The organism is Streptomyces glaucescens, assembly GCF_002154375.1.
Lineage (GTDB): Bacteria > Actinomycetota > Actinomycetes > Streptomycetales > Streptomycetaceae > Streptomyces > Streptomyces glaucescens.
On sequence record NZ_MUND01000265.1, the window covers coordinates 1 to 14,326 of the forward strand.

At 71.3% G+C, this 14,326-nt stretch carries 11 protein-coding genes and 2 pseudogenes; 10 read left to right on the top strand and 3 right to left on the bottom strand.

Annotated elements, in window-relative coordinates; translation table 11 throughout:
• Positions 1 to 752: pseudogene (locus CCN42_RS44520) on the top strand (DUF4190 domain-containing protein); the annotation flags it as partial.
• On the opposite strand, the gene CCN42_RS18250 reads toward CCN42_RS44520, so the two are convergent.
• Entirely contained in the window at positions 721 to 1,404 is a 684-nt protein-coding gene (locus tag CCN42_RS18250) for a riboflavin biosynthesis intermediates N-glycosidase (protein WP_086737044.1), read from the bottom strand. The pseudogene CCN42_RS44520 and the gene CCN42_RS18250 sit on opposite strands and share 32 nt — an antisense overlap.
• A 190-nt stretch (positions 1,405 to 1,594) precedes the next feature.
• Between CCN42_RS18250 and CCN42_RS18255 the strand changes: the two genes are divergently transcribed.
• The 8 genes from CCN42_RS18255 to CCN42_RS18290 all read left to right on the top strand — a co-directional run bounded on the left by CCN42_RS18255 (position 1,595) and on the right by CCN42_RS18290 (position 11,247).
• Positions 1,595 to 3,130 (top strand): gamma-aminobutyraldehyde dehydrogenase, encoded by a 1,536-nt coding sequence (locus CCN42_RS18255; RefSeq protein ID WP_086737046.1) that lies wholly within the window; start codon positions 1,595 to 1,597, stop codon positions 3,128 to 3,130.
• A gap of 54 nt (positions 3,131 to 3,184) precedes the next feature.
• Complete coding sequence (locus CCN42_RS18260) at positions 3,185 to 4,429, top strand: polyamine ABC transporter substrate-binding protein (protein WP_086737048.1); 1,245 nt, start codon at positions 3,185 to 3,187, stop codon at positions 4,427 to 4,429.
• Between the two features lie 5 nt (positions 4,430 to 4,434).
• Positions 4,435 to 5,598 carry an ABC transporter ATP-binding protein gene (locus tag CCN42_RS18265; protein WP_422641174.1) on the top strand — a complete coding sequence of 388 codons (1,164 nt, stop codon included), beginning with the start codon at positions 4,435 to 4,437 and terminating at the stop codon, positions 5,596 to 5,598.
• Entirely contained in the window at positions 5,598 to 6,527 is a 930-nt protein-coding gene (locus CCN42_RS18270) for an ABC transporter permease (RefSeq protein ID WP_086170094.1), read from the top strand. Before CCN42_RS18265 ends, CCN42_RS18270 begins: the two co-directional genes overlap by 1 nt.
• A complete protein-coding gene (locus CCN42_RS18275; RefSeq protein WP_086737052.1) occupies positions 6,528 to 7,328 on the top strand; it encodes an ABC transporter permease in 801 nt (266 codons plus the stop codon).
• A 25-nt stretch (positions 7,329 to 7,353) separates the two neighbouring features.
• Entirely contained in the window at positions 7,354 to 8,787 is a 1,434-nt protein-coding gene (locus tag CCN42_RS18280) for an NAD(P)/FAD-dependent oxidoreductase (protein ID WP_086737054.1), read from the top strand.
• A gap of 118 nt (positions 8,788 to 8,905) precedes the next feature.
• Positions 8,906 to 9,361, top strand: coding sequence for a hypothetical protein (locus CCN42_RS18285; RefSeq protein ID WP_086737056.1), 456 nt, complete (start codon positions 8,906 to 8,908; stop codon positions 9,359 to 9,361).
• A gap of 77 nt (positions 9,362 to 9,438) precedes the next feature.
• Positions 9,439 to 11,247 carry a chitinase gene (locus CCN42_RS18290; RefSeq protein WP_086737058.1) on the top strand — a complete coding sequence of 603 codons (1,809 nt, stop codon included), beginning with the start codon at positions 9,439 to 9,441 and terminating at the stop codon, positions 11,245 to 11,247.
• Here the strand turns inward: CCN42_RS18290 and CCN42_RS18295 are convergent.
• Entirely contained in the window at positions 11,235 to 12,083 is an 849-nt protein-coding gene (locus CCN42_RS18295) for a phosphatase PAP2 family protein (protein WP_107427610.1), read from the bottom strand. The genes CCN42_RS18290 and CCN42_RS18295 overlap by 13 nt on opposite strands.
• 120 nt (positions 12,084 to 12,203) lie before the next feature.
• Complete coding sequence (gene gabT / locus CCN42_RS18300; protein ID WP_086170088.1) at positions 12,204 to 13,538, bottom strand: 4-aminobutyrate--2-oxoglutarate transaminase; 1,335 nt, start codon at positions 13,536 to 13,538, stop codon at positions 12,204 to 12,206.
• A 281-nt stretch (positions 13,539 to 13,819) separates the two neighbouring features.
• Between gabT and CCN42_RS18305 the strand changes: the two are divergent.
• A pseudogene (locus CCN42_RS18305) lies at positions 13,820 to 14,326 on the top strand (ATP-binding protein); the annotation flags it as partial.

Consider the following 14,326-nt stretch of genomic DNA (forward strand, 5'->3'; position numbering starts at 1 on the left):
CTCGCCGTCCGCGCGCGCCGGAGCCGGCGCGCGCGGACGGCGAGGCCGTGGGCGCGGCGAAGGTGCCGTTGCGGAAGGACCCGGGGCCGGCGAGGGAGCCGGGGCGCGAGGGCAATCCGTGGGCGCCGCCCGCCGGCGGCGCTCCCGCCGGGCCCGGCGACACGGTCGCCTCCGGCAGCGGCCCGGTGCCTCCCTCGGTCCACGACCAGCAGACCATCACCTCGATGCCCGCCGCGGGCGGCGGCGAGGTGTCGCCGCGGTGGGCCGCCCCGACCGTCCCGCCGAGCCCGGGCCCTTTGCCGGCCGGCGCGGGTGATCCCTTCGCGCCGCCGGTCCCGTCCGGGCCGCAGGCGCAGGGCGGTGCGGTTCCCCCGCCGCCCATCGCCCCGGACGGTCCCGGGCAGATGCCGTACGGCTATCCGGCCGGTCACGGCTATCCGGCCGGTCACGGCTATCCGCCGCCCGCCGCCGGAGGCGGTTACTACGGCTGGCCCGGTGTGCCGCCGGCGGGCGCCAACGGGACGGGCACCGCCGGGCTGGTGCTCGGCGTCCTCGCGGCGATCGTGTTCTGCCTGTGGCCGCTGGCCATCGTCCTCGGCATCCTGGGCGTGGTCTTCGGCGCGATCGGCCACGGGAAGGCGAGGCGGGGGCAGGCCACCAACGGGGGTCAGGCGCTGGCGGGCATCATCTGCGGCGCCGCCGGGATCGTCCTGGGCGTGGTCATGGGTGTGCTGGTGATCGTGGCCCCGTGAGGGGTGGGGCCGGTGCCCCGTCCGAGGGCCTGGGGCCCCTGTGCTCCACCGGGGTGCGCGGGGCTTGCCCCTGCCGCAGCCGCCCCCGCGCCTCCATCAGCGCGAACCCCAGCAGATTCAGCCCCCGCCACCGCTGCGGATCCCCCGACCCCTCGTCGCCGGCGGCGAGGCCGATGCCCCAGACCCGGTCCACCGGACTGGCTTCGACCAGCACCCGCTCTCCCGTGCCCAGCAGGAACTCCCGCAGCTCCGCGTGGGCGGCGAACTTCCGGACACTGCCCTCGACCACGATGCCGAACCGCTCCCGCTCCCAGACGCCCTCGTCGAACCCCCGGACCAGCCGTCCCGCCTTCTTCGCCTCCGCCGGATGCCCGGCGGCCAGGACCCGCCGCTCCGCCTCCGCGTCGTCGAACAGACGGGCCTTCGCGGCCATCATCCAGTGCTCGGCCGTCGCGTACTCCACGTCGTCGGCCGTGAAGGGGGAGGGCCACCACTGGCTCAGGCAGCTCGGCCCGATCCGTCCGTCCGGCAGCGGGCGGTGCCCCCAGAAATGCAGATACTTCACCCGGGCCCCCGCCCGTACCTCCTTGACCAGGGCTTCCCTCGAGTCGATCTTCTCCATGCACGGCAGTCTCGCAGCCACCACTGACATTCCGTCCTCTGTTTTTCGCGACGACTCGACACCTGGTCGACAGATTCCGTTGCGTAACCAAAAGGCAACAACGGAATCACTTGTTGGAGTCCCATTGCTCTGTCAGGATCGGCACTCAAATCGAGCTGGAGCTACGCCACCCACCCCCCTGGACACCCCGTCCGGCGAGGTTTCGGCGGAGGAGAGCGACATGCACAACCCGGGCACCACCACCCCGGAACGATTCCCCGCACAGGACCGCTTCGCGGCCGGCGCGCAGTACATCGGCGGCAGACTCACCCAGGGCACTTCCGGCCGTACGCACGCCGTCGTCGACCCGGCCACCGGCGAGGAGGTGTACGTCTACGAGCTCGCGAGCACGGACGACGTGGACGCCGCCGTGGCCGCCGCCCGCGCCGCCTTCCCCGGCTGGGCCGGGGCCACGCCCGGCGAGCGGTCGGACGCGCTGCACCGGCTCGCCGCGGTGCTCGCCGACCGTGCCGAGGAGTTCGCCCGCGCGGAGTCGCTCCAGTGCGGCAAGCCGCTCAAGCTCACCCGTGAGTTCGACGTGCCGGGCACGATCGACAACACCGCTTTCTTCGCGGGCGCCGCCCGGCATCTGCAGGGGCAGTCGGCCGGGGAGTACTCCGGGGACCACACGTCGTACGTCCGCCGGGAACCCATCGGGGTCGTCGGCTCCGTCGCGCCCTGGAACTACCCCCTCCAGATGGCCGCCTGGAAGATCCTCCCGGCGATCGCCGCGGGCAACACGATCGTCCTGAAGCCCGCCGAGATCACCCCGCTCACCTCCCTGCTCTTCGCGGAGGCGGTCACGCAGGCGGGGATCCCGGACGGCGTCGTCAACGTCGTCACCGGCACCGGCAAGGAGGCGGGCGAGCACCTCGTCGGGCACCCCGATGTCGCCATGACCTCGTTCACCGGTTCCACCCCGGTCGGCAGGCGGGTCGCCGAGATCGCCACCGCCACCGTCAAGCGGCTCCATCTGGAGCTGGGCGGCAAGGCGCCGTTCGTGGTGTTCGACGACGCGGACCTGGAGGCGGCCGTGCACGGCGCGGTCGCGGGCGCGCTCATCAACACCGGGCAGGACTGCACGGCCGCCACGCGCGCGTATGTGCAGCGTCCGCTGTACGAGGAGTTCGTCACCCGCACCGCCGCGCTCATGGAGACCGTGCGGCTGGGCGACCCCTTCGCGCGGGGGACGGATCTCGGCCCGCTGATCTCCCACGTGCAGCGAAACCGCGTCGCCGGGTTCGTCGACCGGGCGCGGGCCTACGCGCGCGTGGTCACCGGCGGCGAGGCACCCCAGGGCGACCTGAAGGACGGCGCCTACTACCGGCCCACCCTCGTCGCCGACGCGCCCCAGGACAGCGAGATCGTCCAGTCCGAGATCTTCGGTCCGGTCCTGGTCGTGCTGCCCTTCGACAGCGACGACGAGGGCATCGCGCTCGCGAACGACACGCCGTACGGCCTCGCCGCCTCCGCGTGGAGCCGGGACGTGTACCGGGCGAACCGGGCCACCCGCGAGATCAAGGCGGGCTGTGTGTGGGTCAACGACCACATCCCGATCATCAGCGAGATGCCGCACGGCGGTTACAAGGCGTCCGGCTTCGGCAAGGACATGTCCGCCTACTCCTTCGAGGAGTACACGCAGATCAAGCACGTCATGTTCGACAACACGGCGGTGGCCCGCAAGGACTGGCACCGCACCGTCTTCGGGGACCGATAGCACCCAGGCCGCCCGACCCGCGGCCGACCGACCTCCCGAAAGGGCACCACGCGCATGGAGCAGTACGAGCCCGACCGCCTCTCCCCGGCCCAAGTGGCCGCCATGCGGCGCAGCTTCCGGAACGGCAGGGCCGCCCTCAGCCGCCGTTCCCTGCTGCGCGCCTCCGCCGGCGGCGCGCTCGCGGCCGGCGGTCTGGGGGCGCTCAGCGCCTGCGGCATCCCCCCGGCCGCGCAGACCTCCGGGGTGTCGTCCGAGGACCACTCGGCCAAGGAGAAGACCGTCAGCTTCTCCAACTGGACCGAGTACATGGACGTCGACGACAGCGAGGAACGCCATCCCACGCTCGACGAGTTCAGGCGGCGGACCGGCATCACGGTCAAGTACACCGAGGACATCAACGACAACGTCGAGTTCTTCGGGAAGATCAAGCCGCAGCTGGCGGCCGGCCAGCCCACCGGCCGCGACCTGATCTGCGTCACCGACTGGCTCGCCGCGCGCCTGATCCGCTTCGGCTGGGTGCAGAAGCTGGACCCGTCCCACCTGCCCACCGCCTACGCCCGCCTGTCCCAGCAGTTCCGCAGCCCGGACTGGGACCCGGGACGGGCGTACTCCTACCCGTGGACCGGTATCTCCACGGTCATCGCCTACAACAGGAAGGCGCTCGACGGCGTCGAGGTCACGTCCGTCTCCGACATGCTCGACAACCCCAGGCTCAAGGGCCGGGTCGGTTTCCTGTCCGAGATGCGCGACAGCGTCGGCATGACCCTGCTCGACATGGGCAAGGACCCCGGCAGGTTCACCGACGACGACTTCGACGCGGCGATCGCCCGCCTCCAGAAGGCCGTCGACAAGGGCCAGATCCGCCGCTTCACCGGCAACGACTACACCTCGGACCTCACCAAGGGCGACCTCGCGGCCTGTCTCGCGTGGGCCGGTGACGTGGTGCAGCTCAAGGCGGACAGCCCGGACGTCGACTTCCTCATCCCCGACAGCGGCTACCTGACCTCGACGGACAACCTGCTCGTGCCCAACAAGGCCCGGCACAAGACCAACGCCGAGCGGCTGATCGACTACTACTACGAGCCTCGCCCGGCCGCCCAGCTCGCCGCGTACATCAACTACGTGTGTCCCGTCGACGGGGTGAAGGACGAGCTGGCGAAGATCGACCCGGACGCGGCGAACAACCCGCTGATCCTCCCCGACAAGGCCATGGCCGCCAAGTCCCGGGCCTTCCGCTCGCTGAGCGCGAAGGAAGAGACGGCCTACGAAGAGAAGTTCGCGAAGCTCACAGGGGCGTGACGACCATGACGACGACAGACAACAGCGGCGACGTCCGCCTCTCCGGTATCAGCAAGACGTACGGCTCCTTCACCGCCGTGCACCCCCTCGACCTGACCGTGCCGCAGGGCTCCTTCTTCGCCCTGCTCGGCGCCTCCGGCTGCGGCAAGACCACCACCCTGCGGATGATCGCGGGCCTGGAGGAGCCGACCGGCGGCACCGTCCACCTCGGCGACCAGGACGTGACCCGTCTGCCGCCCTACAAGCGGCCGGTGAACACCGTCTTCCAGTCCTACGCGCTCTTCCCGCACCTCGACATCTTCGAGAACGTCGCCTTCGGCCTGCGCCGGCGCGGCATCAAGGGCGTGAAGAAACAGGTCGACGAGATGCTGGACCTGGTCCAGCTCGGCGAGCACGCGCGCAAGAAGCCGCACCAGCTCTCCGGCGGCCAGCAGCAGCGCGTCGCGGTCGCCCGCGCGCTGATCAACCACCCCAGGGTGCTGCTGCTCGACGAGCCGCTCGGCGCCCTCGACCTCAAGCTGCGCCGGCAGATGCAGCTGGAGCTCAAGCGCATCCAGACCGAGGTCGGCATCACCTTCGTGCACGTCACGCACGACCAGGAGGAGGCCATGACGATGGCCGACACGGTCGCCGTGATGAACGCGGGCCGCGTCGAGCAGCTGGGCGCACCCGCCGACCTGTACGAGAACCCGAGGACCACCTTCGTCGCCAACTTCCTCGGCACCTCCAACCTGATCGAGGCCGAGGTGGACGCCGCGAGCGGCGACGAGATCGTGCTCAGGGCGGGCGGCGGCAAGCTGTCCCTGCCGTCCGGGCGGTGCGGCGCGCCCACGGCGACCGGCGGCAAGGTGCTGGTCGGCGTACGGCCCGAGAAGATCTCCCTCACGCACGCCGGCGACGCGGGGGCGATCCCGGCCGGCCGCAACCGGGTCACCGGGCGGATCGCCGACGCCAGCTTCATCGGTGTGTCCACCCAGTACGTGGTGGACAGCCCCGCCGGCACCGCCCTCCAGGTCTACGTCCAGAACGTCGACCGTGACACCCGGCTGGTGCCCGGCGCCGAGGTCGTCCTGCACTGGAACCCCGCCCACACCTTCGGGCTGGACGCCGCGCAGGACATCCAGGCGGGCGTGGAGAAGGTCGAGCCGCAAGAGGGGGTAGTCGCCTGATGGCCGCCGTCACCGAGGCGCCACCGCCCCTCGCGCCGCCCGCGCCGGAGAAGAAGCCGCCACGCAGGCGGGGCCGCTGGATGCCGTATCTGCTGCTGCTCCCCGGCCTCCTGTGGCTGATCGTCTTCTTCGCGCTGCCGATGGTCTACCAGGCCTCGACGTCCGTGCAGACCGGCTCCCTCGAAGAGGGCTACGAGGTCACCTGGCACTTCGCCACTTACTGGGACGCCCTGTCCGAGTACTGGCCGCAGTTCCTGCGCTCGGTGCTGTACGCGGGCGCCGCGACGGTGCTGTGCCTGCTGCTCGGCTACCCGCTGGCGTACCTGATCGCCTTCCGCGCGGGCCGCTGGAAGCACCTGATCATGATCCTGGTGATCGCGCCGTTCTTCACCAGCTTCCTGATCCGCACCCTCGCCTGGAAGACCATCCTCGCGGACGGCGGCCCGGTCGTCGGCGCGCTGAACGCGCTGCACGTCCTGGACGTCACCAGCTGGCTCGGCATGACCTCGGGCGACCGGGTGCTGGCCACGCCGCTCGCCGTGGTGTGCGGTCTGACGTACAACTTCCTGCCGTTCATGATCCTGCCGCTGTACACCTCGCTGGAGCGGATCGACGGCCGGCTGCACGAGGCGGCGGGCGACCTGTACGCCAGGCCCTTCACCACCTTCCGCAAGGTCACGTTCCCGCTGTCGATGCCGGGTGTCGTCTCCGGCACGCTGCTGACCTTCATCCCGGCCGCCGGCGACTACGTCAACGCGGACCTGCTCGGCTCCACCGACACCCGCATGATCGGCAACGTCATCCAGTCGCAGTTCCTGCGGATCCTGGACTATCCGACGGCCGCCGCCCTCTCGTTCATCCTGATGTTCGCGATCCTCATCATGGTCACGCTCTACATCCGCAGGTCCGGGACGGAGGATCTGGTTTAAATGGCCTTCGTCGACTGGCTCAAGCGCCGTCTCGTCGTCATCGCGGGACTGTTCACGCTCGCCTATCTGCTGCTGCCGAACGTCGTCGTGACGGTGTTCTCCTTCAACGATCCGAAGGGGCGCTTCAACTACGAGTGGCAGAAGTTCTCCGCGGACGCCTGGACGGACCCGTGCGGGGTCGCCGACCTGTGCGGCTCGCTCTCGCTCAGCCTCCAGATCGCGCTCTGGGCGACGCTGGGCGCCACCGCGCTCGGCACGGCGATCGCGTTCGCGCTGGTGCGGTACCGCTTCCGCGCGCGGGGCGCCGTCAACTCGCTGATCTTCCTGCCCATGGCGATGCCCGAGGTGGTGATGGCGGCCTCGCTGCTCACCCTCTTCCTCAACATGGGCGTCCAGCTGGGCTTCTGGACGATCCTCATCGCCCACATCATGTTCTGCCTCAGTTTCGTCGTGACGGCCGTCAAGGCGCGCGTCATGTCGATGGACCCGAGGCTGGAGCAGGCCGCGCAGGACCTCTACGCCGGCCCGTTCCAGACGTTCCTCCGGGTCACCCTGCCGATCGCGGCACCCGGAATCGCCACGGGCGCGCTGCTCGCCTTCGCGCTCTCCTTCGACGATTTCATCATCACCAATTTCAACGCGGGCTCCACCGTCACCTTCCCCATGTTCGTGTGGGGTTCGGCCCAGCGCGGCACGCCCGTGCAGATCAACGTCATCGGCACGGCCATGTTCGTCCTCGCCGTGCTGTTCGTCCTGACCTCCATGGTCATCAGCAATCGCCGCACCAAGCACAAGGCGTAGAACGCAGTCGTAGGGAGTTGAAATCATGGCCCCAAGCGCCATGAGCCGTGGCAGTGACAACAACTGGACGAAGTCCCTTTCCGAAGCCCAGCCGGTCCCGTACTGGCTGGACGACCCCGGCAGGCCCCGCCCGGAGCCCGCGCTGACCGGTGCCGAGACCTGCGACCTGCTGGTCGTCGGCGGCGGCTACAGCGGACTGTGGACCGCGCTGGTCGCCAAGGAGCGCGACCCGCAGCGGGACGTGGTGCTGCTGGAGGGCCGCGAGGTGGGCTGGGCCGCCTCCGGCCGCAACGGCGGCTTCTGCGCCGCCTCCCTCACCCACGGGCTGCCCAACGGGCTCACCCGCTGGCCGGACGAGATCCACCGACTGCAGGAGCTGGGCGCCCGCAACCTCGACGAGATCGAGAGGGCGGTCGCCCGGCACGGCATCGACTGCGACTTCGAACGCACCGGTGAGATCGATGTCGCCACCGAGACGTACCAGGCGTGGGAACTGCGCGACTGGTACGAGGAGATGGAGCGCGAGGGCCTGGCCGGGGGTGTCGAGTTCCTGGACGCCGACGCGGTCCGCGCGCAGGTGAACTCGCCCACCTTCCAGGCGGGCCTGTGGGACAAGCGGGGCGTGGCCATGCTCAACCCCGCCAAGCTCGCCTGGGGCCTCAAGCGGGCCTGCGTGGACCTCGGTGTGCGCGTCTACGAGCACACGCCGGCCCTCACCCTGAAGCCCTACGGCGCGGGCATGGCCGTACGCACCCCCTACGGCCGGGTCCGCGCCCGCGAGGTCGCGCTCGGCACCAACGTCTTCCCCAGCCTGGTGAAGCGGATCCGGCACTACACGGTCCCCGTCTACGACTACGCCCTGATGACCGAGCCGCTGACGGACGACCAGCTCGCGGCGGTCGGCTGGCGGGGCCGGCAGGGCCTCGGTGACAGCGCCAACCAGTTCCACTACTTCCGGCTGTCCGCCGACAACCGGATCCTGTGGGGCGGCTACGACGCCGTCTATCCCTACGGCGGCCGGGTCCGCGCCGAGTACGACGACCGCCCGGAGACCTACGCCAGGCTCGCCGGGCACTTCTTCACCTGCTTCCCGCAACTGGAGGGGGTCCGCTTCACCCACGCCTGGGGCGGCGCGATCGACACCTGCTCGCGCTTCTCGGCGTTCTTCGGCACCGCCCACCAGGGCAGGGTGGCGTACGCGGCCGGGTACACCGGCCTCGGTGTCGGCGCCACCCGCTTCGGCGCCGAGGTGATGCTGGACCTGCTGGCGGGGGAGCGCACCGAGCGCACCGAGCTGGAGATGGTGCGCAAGAAGCCGCTGCCGTTCCCGCCGGAGCCGTTCGCCTGGACCGGCATCGCGCTCACCAAGTGGTCGCTGGCCCGGGCGGACGCCCACGGCGGGCGGCGGAACCTGTGGCTGCGGACGATGGACCGGCTGGGTCTGGGCTTCGACAGCTGACGTGTGACCCAGATCACCTGAAAGAGGTGCGCGAACTCGCGTAATGCTCCCCGGAGGACCTCCCTCTCCCTCGTGGACGCGGCCCGCGTCCACGAGACGACACAAGGAGGTCCACCTCATGACTGGGGCGAAGACGGCGGTCGACTGGCTGGCATCCGTCGCACCGGATCCCGAGGCCTGCCGCCGGGAGTGGGAGCGCAACCCCCTGCGGGTCGCGCTGCTGCCCGCCGGCAAGGCCTGGGACGTCCTGATCCTGCCGGGCGGGCTGGGCCGGCCGACGCTCGAGGTGCTCACCCGCCTCCTCGACCGCACGGGCCCGGTGCTCGCCGACTTCGGTGACGCCCGGACGGGGTTCTTGGTGCCGCCGGGCACCGCGGCCCGCTGGGTCGGCACGGGGATCCGCACGGCCGGGTCCGGCACCTGGATCGTCGTGCCGTATCCGGGCCGGGCGACCGGCGGGGTGCGCTGGCTGGTGCCGCCGGACGAGTCCGGCACCCTCACCGATCCGGCTCTGCTCGAACTGGCGATGCATGAGGCGGCGGCAGGCCTGGCCACGGGGGAGGACCGGTCCTAGCCTCTTGACACGGTGATTGGTCTGGACCAAGTTGTGAGCGCTCCACCCCTCCAATTCCCCCGTCATCGGAGGCACTTGTGGACCGCGCACGCCTCATCCGCTTCAGACCGTTCGCCCTGCTCGCCGCCGCGGCACTGACCCTGTCCGGCGTCACCGCGCTCTCGCCGGCCGCCCGTGCGGCCGGCGCGGACCTCCTGGGCAACGGCGGCTTCGAGTCCGGCCTCGACGGCTGGACCTGCACGGCCGGCACGACCGTCGGCTCACCGGTACGCAGCGGCACCTCCGCCCTGCGCGCGACCCCGGCCGGCGCCGACCACGCCCGCTGCGCGCAGACCGTGACCGTGCAACCCGACTCCCAGTACACGCTCACCGGCCATGTCCGCGGCTCCTACGTGTACCTCGGCGCGTCCGGCACCGGCACCACCGACGTCTCCGCCTGGACCCAGTCGGCCACCGACTGGCAGCGGCTCACCACGACCTTCCGCACCGGCCCGTCCACCACCCGGGTCACCGTGTACACCCACGGCTGGTACGGCACCGGCGCCTACCACGCCGACGACCTCTCCCTGACCGGCCCCGGCACCGGTCCCGCCCAGCCGCCCGCTGCCCCGGCCGGCCTTACCGCCGGCACCGTCACGTCCACCTCCGTCGCCCTGTCCTGGACGGCCGTCCCCGGCGCCACCGGCTACGCCGTCTACCGTGACGGCGCCAAGGTTGGGACCGTCACCGGCACCACGGCCACCGTGACCGGCCTCGCACCCTCGACGGCGTACGCCTTCCAGGTCGCCGCGGTGAACGACGCGGGGGAGTCCGCGCGCTCCGCGACGGTCACCGCGACGACGCTGCCCGGCTCCGGCGGCGGCACCCCGGGCCTCCCGCCGCACGCCCTGGTCGGCTACCTGCACGCCACCTTCGCCAACGGCTCCGGCTACACCCGGCTCGCCGACGTCCCCGACAGCTGGGACGTCATCGACCTGGCCTTCGGCGAGCCGACCTCGGTCACCTCCGGCGACATCCGCTTCACCCGCTGCCCGGTCACCGAGTGCCCGAACGTCGAGTCCGACGCCGAGTTAAAGGCGGCCATCAAGGCCAAGCAGGCGGCGGGCAAGAAGGTGCTGATCTCCATCGGCGGCCAGAACGGCCAGGTGCGGCTCACCACGACGGCCGCCCGCGACACCTTCGTCTCCTCCGTCTCGAAGATCATCGACGAGTACGGCCTGGACGGCCTGGACATCGACTTCGAGGGCCACTCGCTCTCCCTGGACGCCGACGACACCGACTTCAGGAACCCGAAGACCCCGGTGATCGTGAACCTGATCTCCGCCCTGAGGACCCTGAAGGCGAAGTACGGCGACGACTTCGTCCTGACCATGGCCCCGGAGACCTTCTTCGTCCAGCTCGGCCACCAGTACTACGGCACCGGAAAGTGGGGCGGCCAGGATCCGCGGGCCGGCGCCTACCTCCCGGTCATCCACGCCCTGCGCGACGACCTCACCCTGCTGCACGTCCAGGACTACAACTCGGGCCCGATCATGGGCCTCGACAACCAGTACCACTCCATGGGCGGCGCCGACTTCCACATCGCCATGACCGACATGCTGCTCACCGGCTTCCCGGTCGCGGGCGACGCGGGCAACGTCTTCCCGCCGCTGCGCCCCGACCAGGTCGCCATCGGCATGCCGGCCACGACCAACGCGGGCAACGGGTACGTGTCCCCGGCCGAGGTGGTCAAGACCCTGGACTGCCTGACGAAGAAGGTGAACTGTGGCTCGTACGCCACCCACGGCACCTGGCCCGCACTGCGCGGCCTGATGACCTGGTCGGTCAACTGGGACCGGTTCGGCGGCTGGGAGTTCCAGCGGACGTTCGACGGCTACTTCCGCTGAGCGGCCGTTCGACGGCTGCCACCGCCGACGCGGGCGACGCACCCGACGTGGAGCGTGAGCAACACCGCGCCCAGGCACCAGCTGGCCAGCACGTCCAGCGGCCAGTGGTAGCCCCGGCGGACCAGGCCGAAGCCGACACCGAGGACGAGCGCCGCGCACAGCGCGATCAGGCCGCCGCGGGCGGCGGCGCGGCGCAGCCACGGCAGCAGGAGCAGGGTCGCGCAGCCGTAGGCGACGACGGCGGTGGCGGTGTGGCCGGAGGGGTAGTAGCCGGTGGCGGGCGGGACGGCCGGGGTGCCCGGGCGGTCGGTCAGCACCTTGAGCGGGACGACGATCGCGGGGACGAGCGCCATCAGCAGGGCCGCGGCGGCGGCCGGCCGCCACCAGCGGTCGGTACCGCCGGCGCGGGCCCGCCAGGCGGCGTACCCCGCGGCGAGCGCGAGCACCGGCACCGCCACCGGGACGTTCCCCAGGTCGGCGAGGAGTTCGGAGGACCGGTCCGGACGGACCAGCGCGTCGCTCAGCCGCTCGTCCAGGCGCACCAGCGGCCCGTCCGCGACGACCTGCCAGGTGATCAGCGCGAAGCAGACCAGGGGGAGGAGAAGGAGAAGGAAAAAGGTCGGCCGCCCCGGAACAGGGGGGGTGGTTCCGGGGCGGCCGAACGGACCGGAACGTCGCGCGCCCCGGGGGGTATGGGGCGGGCGACCGTCCGATCGGTGAGGAGATCCGGAGCCGGAGGCCCCGGTGGTGTGCGCGAGGGCACGACCAGGTCGAAGCTGGGGAGGCCCCGGCCTGGCGTCGCCCACAGTCCCCTGTGGGCGGGGTGTATCTCTCATCTGTCTAGAACCTACGACAGGGCCCGCGCACAGGACAGCCGGAACGGCGTCCTGTCATCCACCCCGCACACCTTCTTCACACGGTTGCCGCAGGCTCCATCAGACGCGCGACGGTCCTGCTCAGATGCGCGCGAACGCCTGCTCGATGATGTCGAGGCCCTCGTTCAGCAGGTCGTCGCCGATCACCAGCGGCGGCAGGAAGCGCAGCACGTTGCCGTAGGTGCCACAGGTCAGGACCAGCAGGCCCTCGGCGTGGCAGGCCTTGGCGAGCGCGGCGGTCGCCTCCGGGTTCGGCTCCTTGGTGGCGCGGTCCTTGACCAGCTCGATGGCGATCATGGCGCCCCGGCCGCGGACGTCGCCGATGATGTCGAACTTCTCGGCCATGGCACCGAGACGCGACTTCATGACCGCCTCGATGTTCTTCGCCTTGGCGTTGAGGTCCAGCTCCCTCATCGTCTCGATCGCGCCGAGCGCACCCGCGCAGGCGACCGGGTTGCCGCCGTAGGTGCCGCCCAGGCCGCCCGCGTGCGCGGCGTCCATGATCTCGGCGCGACCGGTCACGGCGGCCAGCGGCAGACCGCCGGCGATGCCCTTGGCGGTGGTGATCAGGTCCGGGACGATGCCCTCGTCCTCACAGGCGAACCACTGGCCGGTGCGGCAGAAGCCGGACTGGATCTCGTCCGCGACGAAGACGATGCCGTTGTCGTTGGCGAACTGCACGATCGCCGGCAGGAAGCCCTTGGCCGGCTCGATGAAGCCGCCCTCGCCGAGCACCGGCTCGATGATGATCGCGGCCACGTTCTCCGCGCCGACCTGCTTGGTGATCTGGTCGATGGCCTGCTTGGCGGCCTCGGGACCGGCGTTCTCCGGGCCGGTGGGCCAGCGGTAGCCGTAGGCGACCGGGACGCGGTAGACCTCGGGCGCGAACGGGCCGAAGCCGTGCTTGTACGGCATGTTCTTCGCGGTCAGCGCCATCGTCAGGTTCGTCCGGCCGTGGTAGCCGTGGTCGAAGACGACGACGGCCTGGCGCTTGGTGTACGCACGGGCGATCTTGACGGCGTTCTCGACGGCCTCGGCGCCGGAGTTGAACAGCGCGGACTTCTTGGCGTGGTCACCCGGGGTCAGCTCGGCGAGGGCCTCGGCGACCTCCACGTAGCCCTCGTACGGGGTGACCATGAAACAGGTGTGGGTGAAGTCGGCGAGCTGCGCGGAGGCGCGGCGCACCACGGCCTCGGCGGAGGCGCCCACGGAGGTCACGGCGATACCGGAGCCGAAGTCGATCAGACGGTTGCCGTCGACGTCCTCGATGATGCCGCCGCCCGCGCGCGCCGTGAATACCGGCAGCACGGAGCCCACACCCGCGGCGACCGCGGCGGTACGGCGGGCCTGAAGCTCCTGCGACTTCGGGCCGGGGATGGCGGTGACGACGCGGCGCTCCTGCGGGACTGCGGTCATGGGGGCTCCTGGGGGTGTTTCCGGACGCTTGCCTTCTTTTCTCGCAGGTTAAGACGGGTGAAGGGTGGTGGGCATGCTCCATGTGGGCGTTGTCGGGGAGGCCGGTTGTCCGTCGTGGACATAGGCGGCGCGGGCCCGGCCGCGGCGCGGTGGGCAGATGACGTCGGTGCGCCCGCCGCGCCACCGGTGAACTCCCCCTGCGCGCGCGTTAGATTGACTCGCTGATGGTGCACAGACCGGCCGCGAGCGCGGACGGAACGGCTGCTCAGGGGGCAAGGGCGATGGACAGCGACGGGACCCGGGACGCACGGGGCACGCATGCCGATCCGGTGCCGCGTCCGGCGAGGCCGCCGGAGATGCCGGCGATGCCGCCCCGGCCCCCCGCGGCACCACCCGTGCCGCCGCTTCCCGACGGCTCCGCCTTCCTGACCTGGCTGCGCACCCCCCGGCCCGAGGCGGCGCCCGGCGTGTGGCGGTTCGGCCACCGGCCGCGCCCCGACGAGGAGCCCGAGCGGGTGCCCGGGCGGCAACTGGTCAGCGGCGCGGTGATCGCGTTCCTGGTCGGCTGGCTGATCTGGTCGCTGTTGTGGAACGGCTACCTCGGGGGCTGGTGGCTGCTGCCCCTGTACGCGATGATCCCCGACTCCTGGGCCGAGCCGCACAGCTTCGCCGCCGTCGTGGTCGTCTACGCGTACTACGTGATCGTCGGCCTGGTCATCCTGGTCGGTGTCGGCCGGCTGGGCCGGTGGAGCGAAGTCTGGCGCCGCTACGGCCCGCCCGCCTGGCGC

Coding starts and splice junctions, on each gene's coding strand:
- CCN42_RS18250 (WP_086737044.1), bottom strand. CDS start 1,404: ATGTCAGTGGTGGCTGCGAGACTGCCGTGCATGGAGAAGATCGACTCG.
- CCN42_RS18255 (WP_086737046.1), top strand. CDS start 1,595: ATGCACAACCCGGGCACCACCACCCCGGAACGATTCCCCGCACAGGAC.
- CCN42_RS18260 (WP_086737048.1), top strand. CDS start 3,185: ATGGAGCAGTACGAGCCCGACCGCCTCTCCCCGGCCCAAGTGGCCGCC.
- CCN42_RS18265 (WP_422641174.1), top strand. CDS start 4,435: ATGACGACGACAGACAACAGCGGCGACGTCCGCCTCTCCGGTATCAGC.
- CCN42_RS18270 (WP_086170094.1), top strand. CDS start 5,598: ATGGCCGCCGTCACCGAGGCGCCACCGCCCCTCGCGCCGCCCGCGCCG.
- CCN42_RS18275 (WP_086737052.1), top strand. CDS start 6,528: ATGGCCTTCGTCGACTGGCTCAAGCGCCGTCTCGTCGTCATCGCGGGA.
- CCN42_RS18280 (WP_086737054.1), top strand. CDS start 7,354: ATGGCCCCAAGCGCCATGAGCCGTGGCAGTGACAACAACTGGACGAAG.
- CCN42_RS18285 (WP_086737056.1), top strand. CDS start 8,906: ATGACTGGGGCGAAGACGGCGGTCGACTGGCTGGCATCCGTCGCACCG.
- CCN42_RS18295 (WP_107427610.1), bottom strand. CDS start 12,083: ATGAGAGATACACCCCGCCCACAGGGGACTGTGGGCGACGCCAGGCCG.
- gabT (WP_086170088.1), bottom strand. CDS start 13,538: ATGACCGCAGTCCCGCAGGAGCGCCGCGTCGTCACCGCCATCCCCGGC.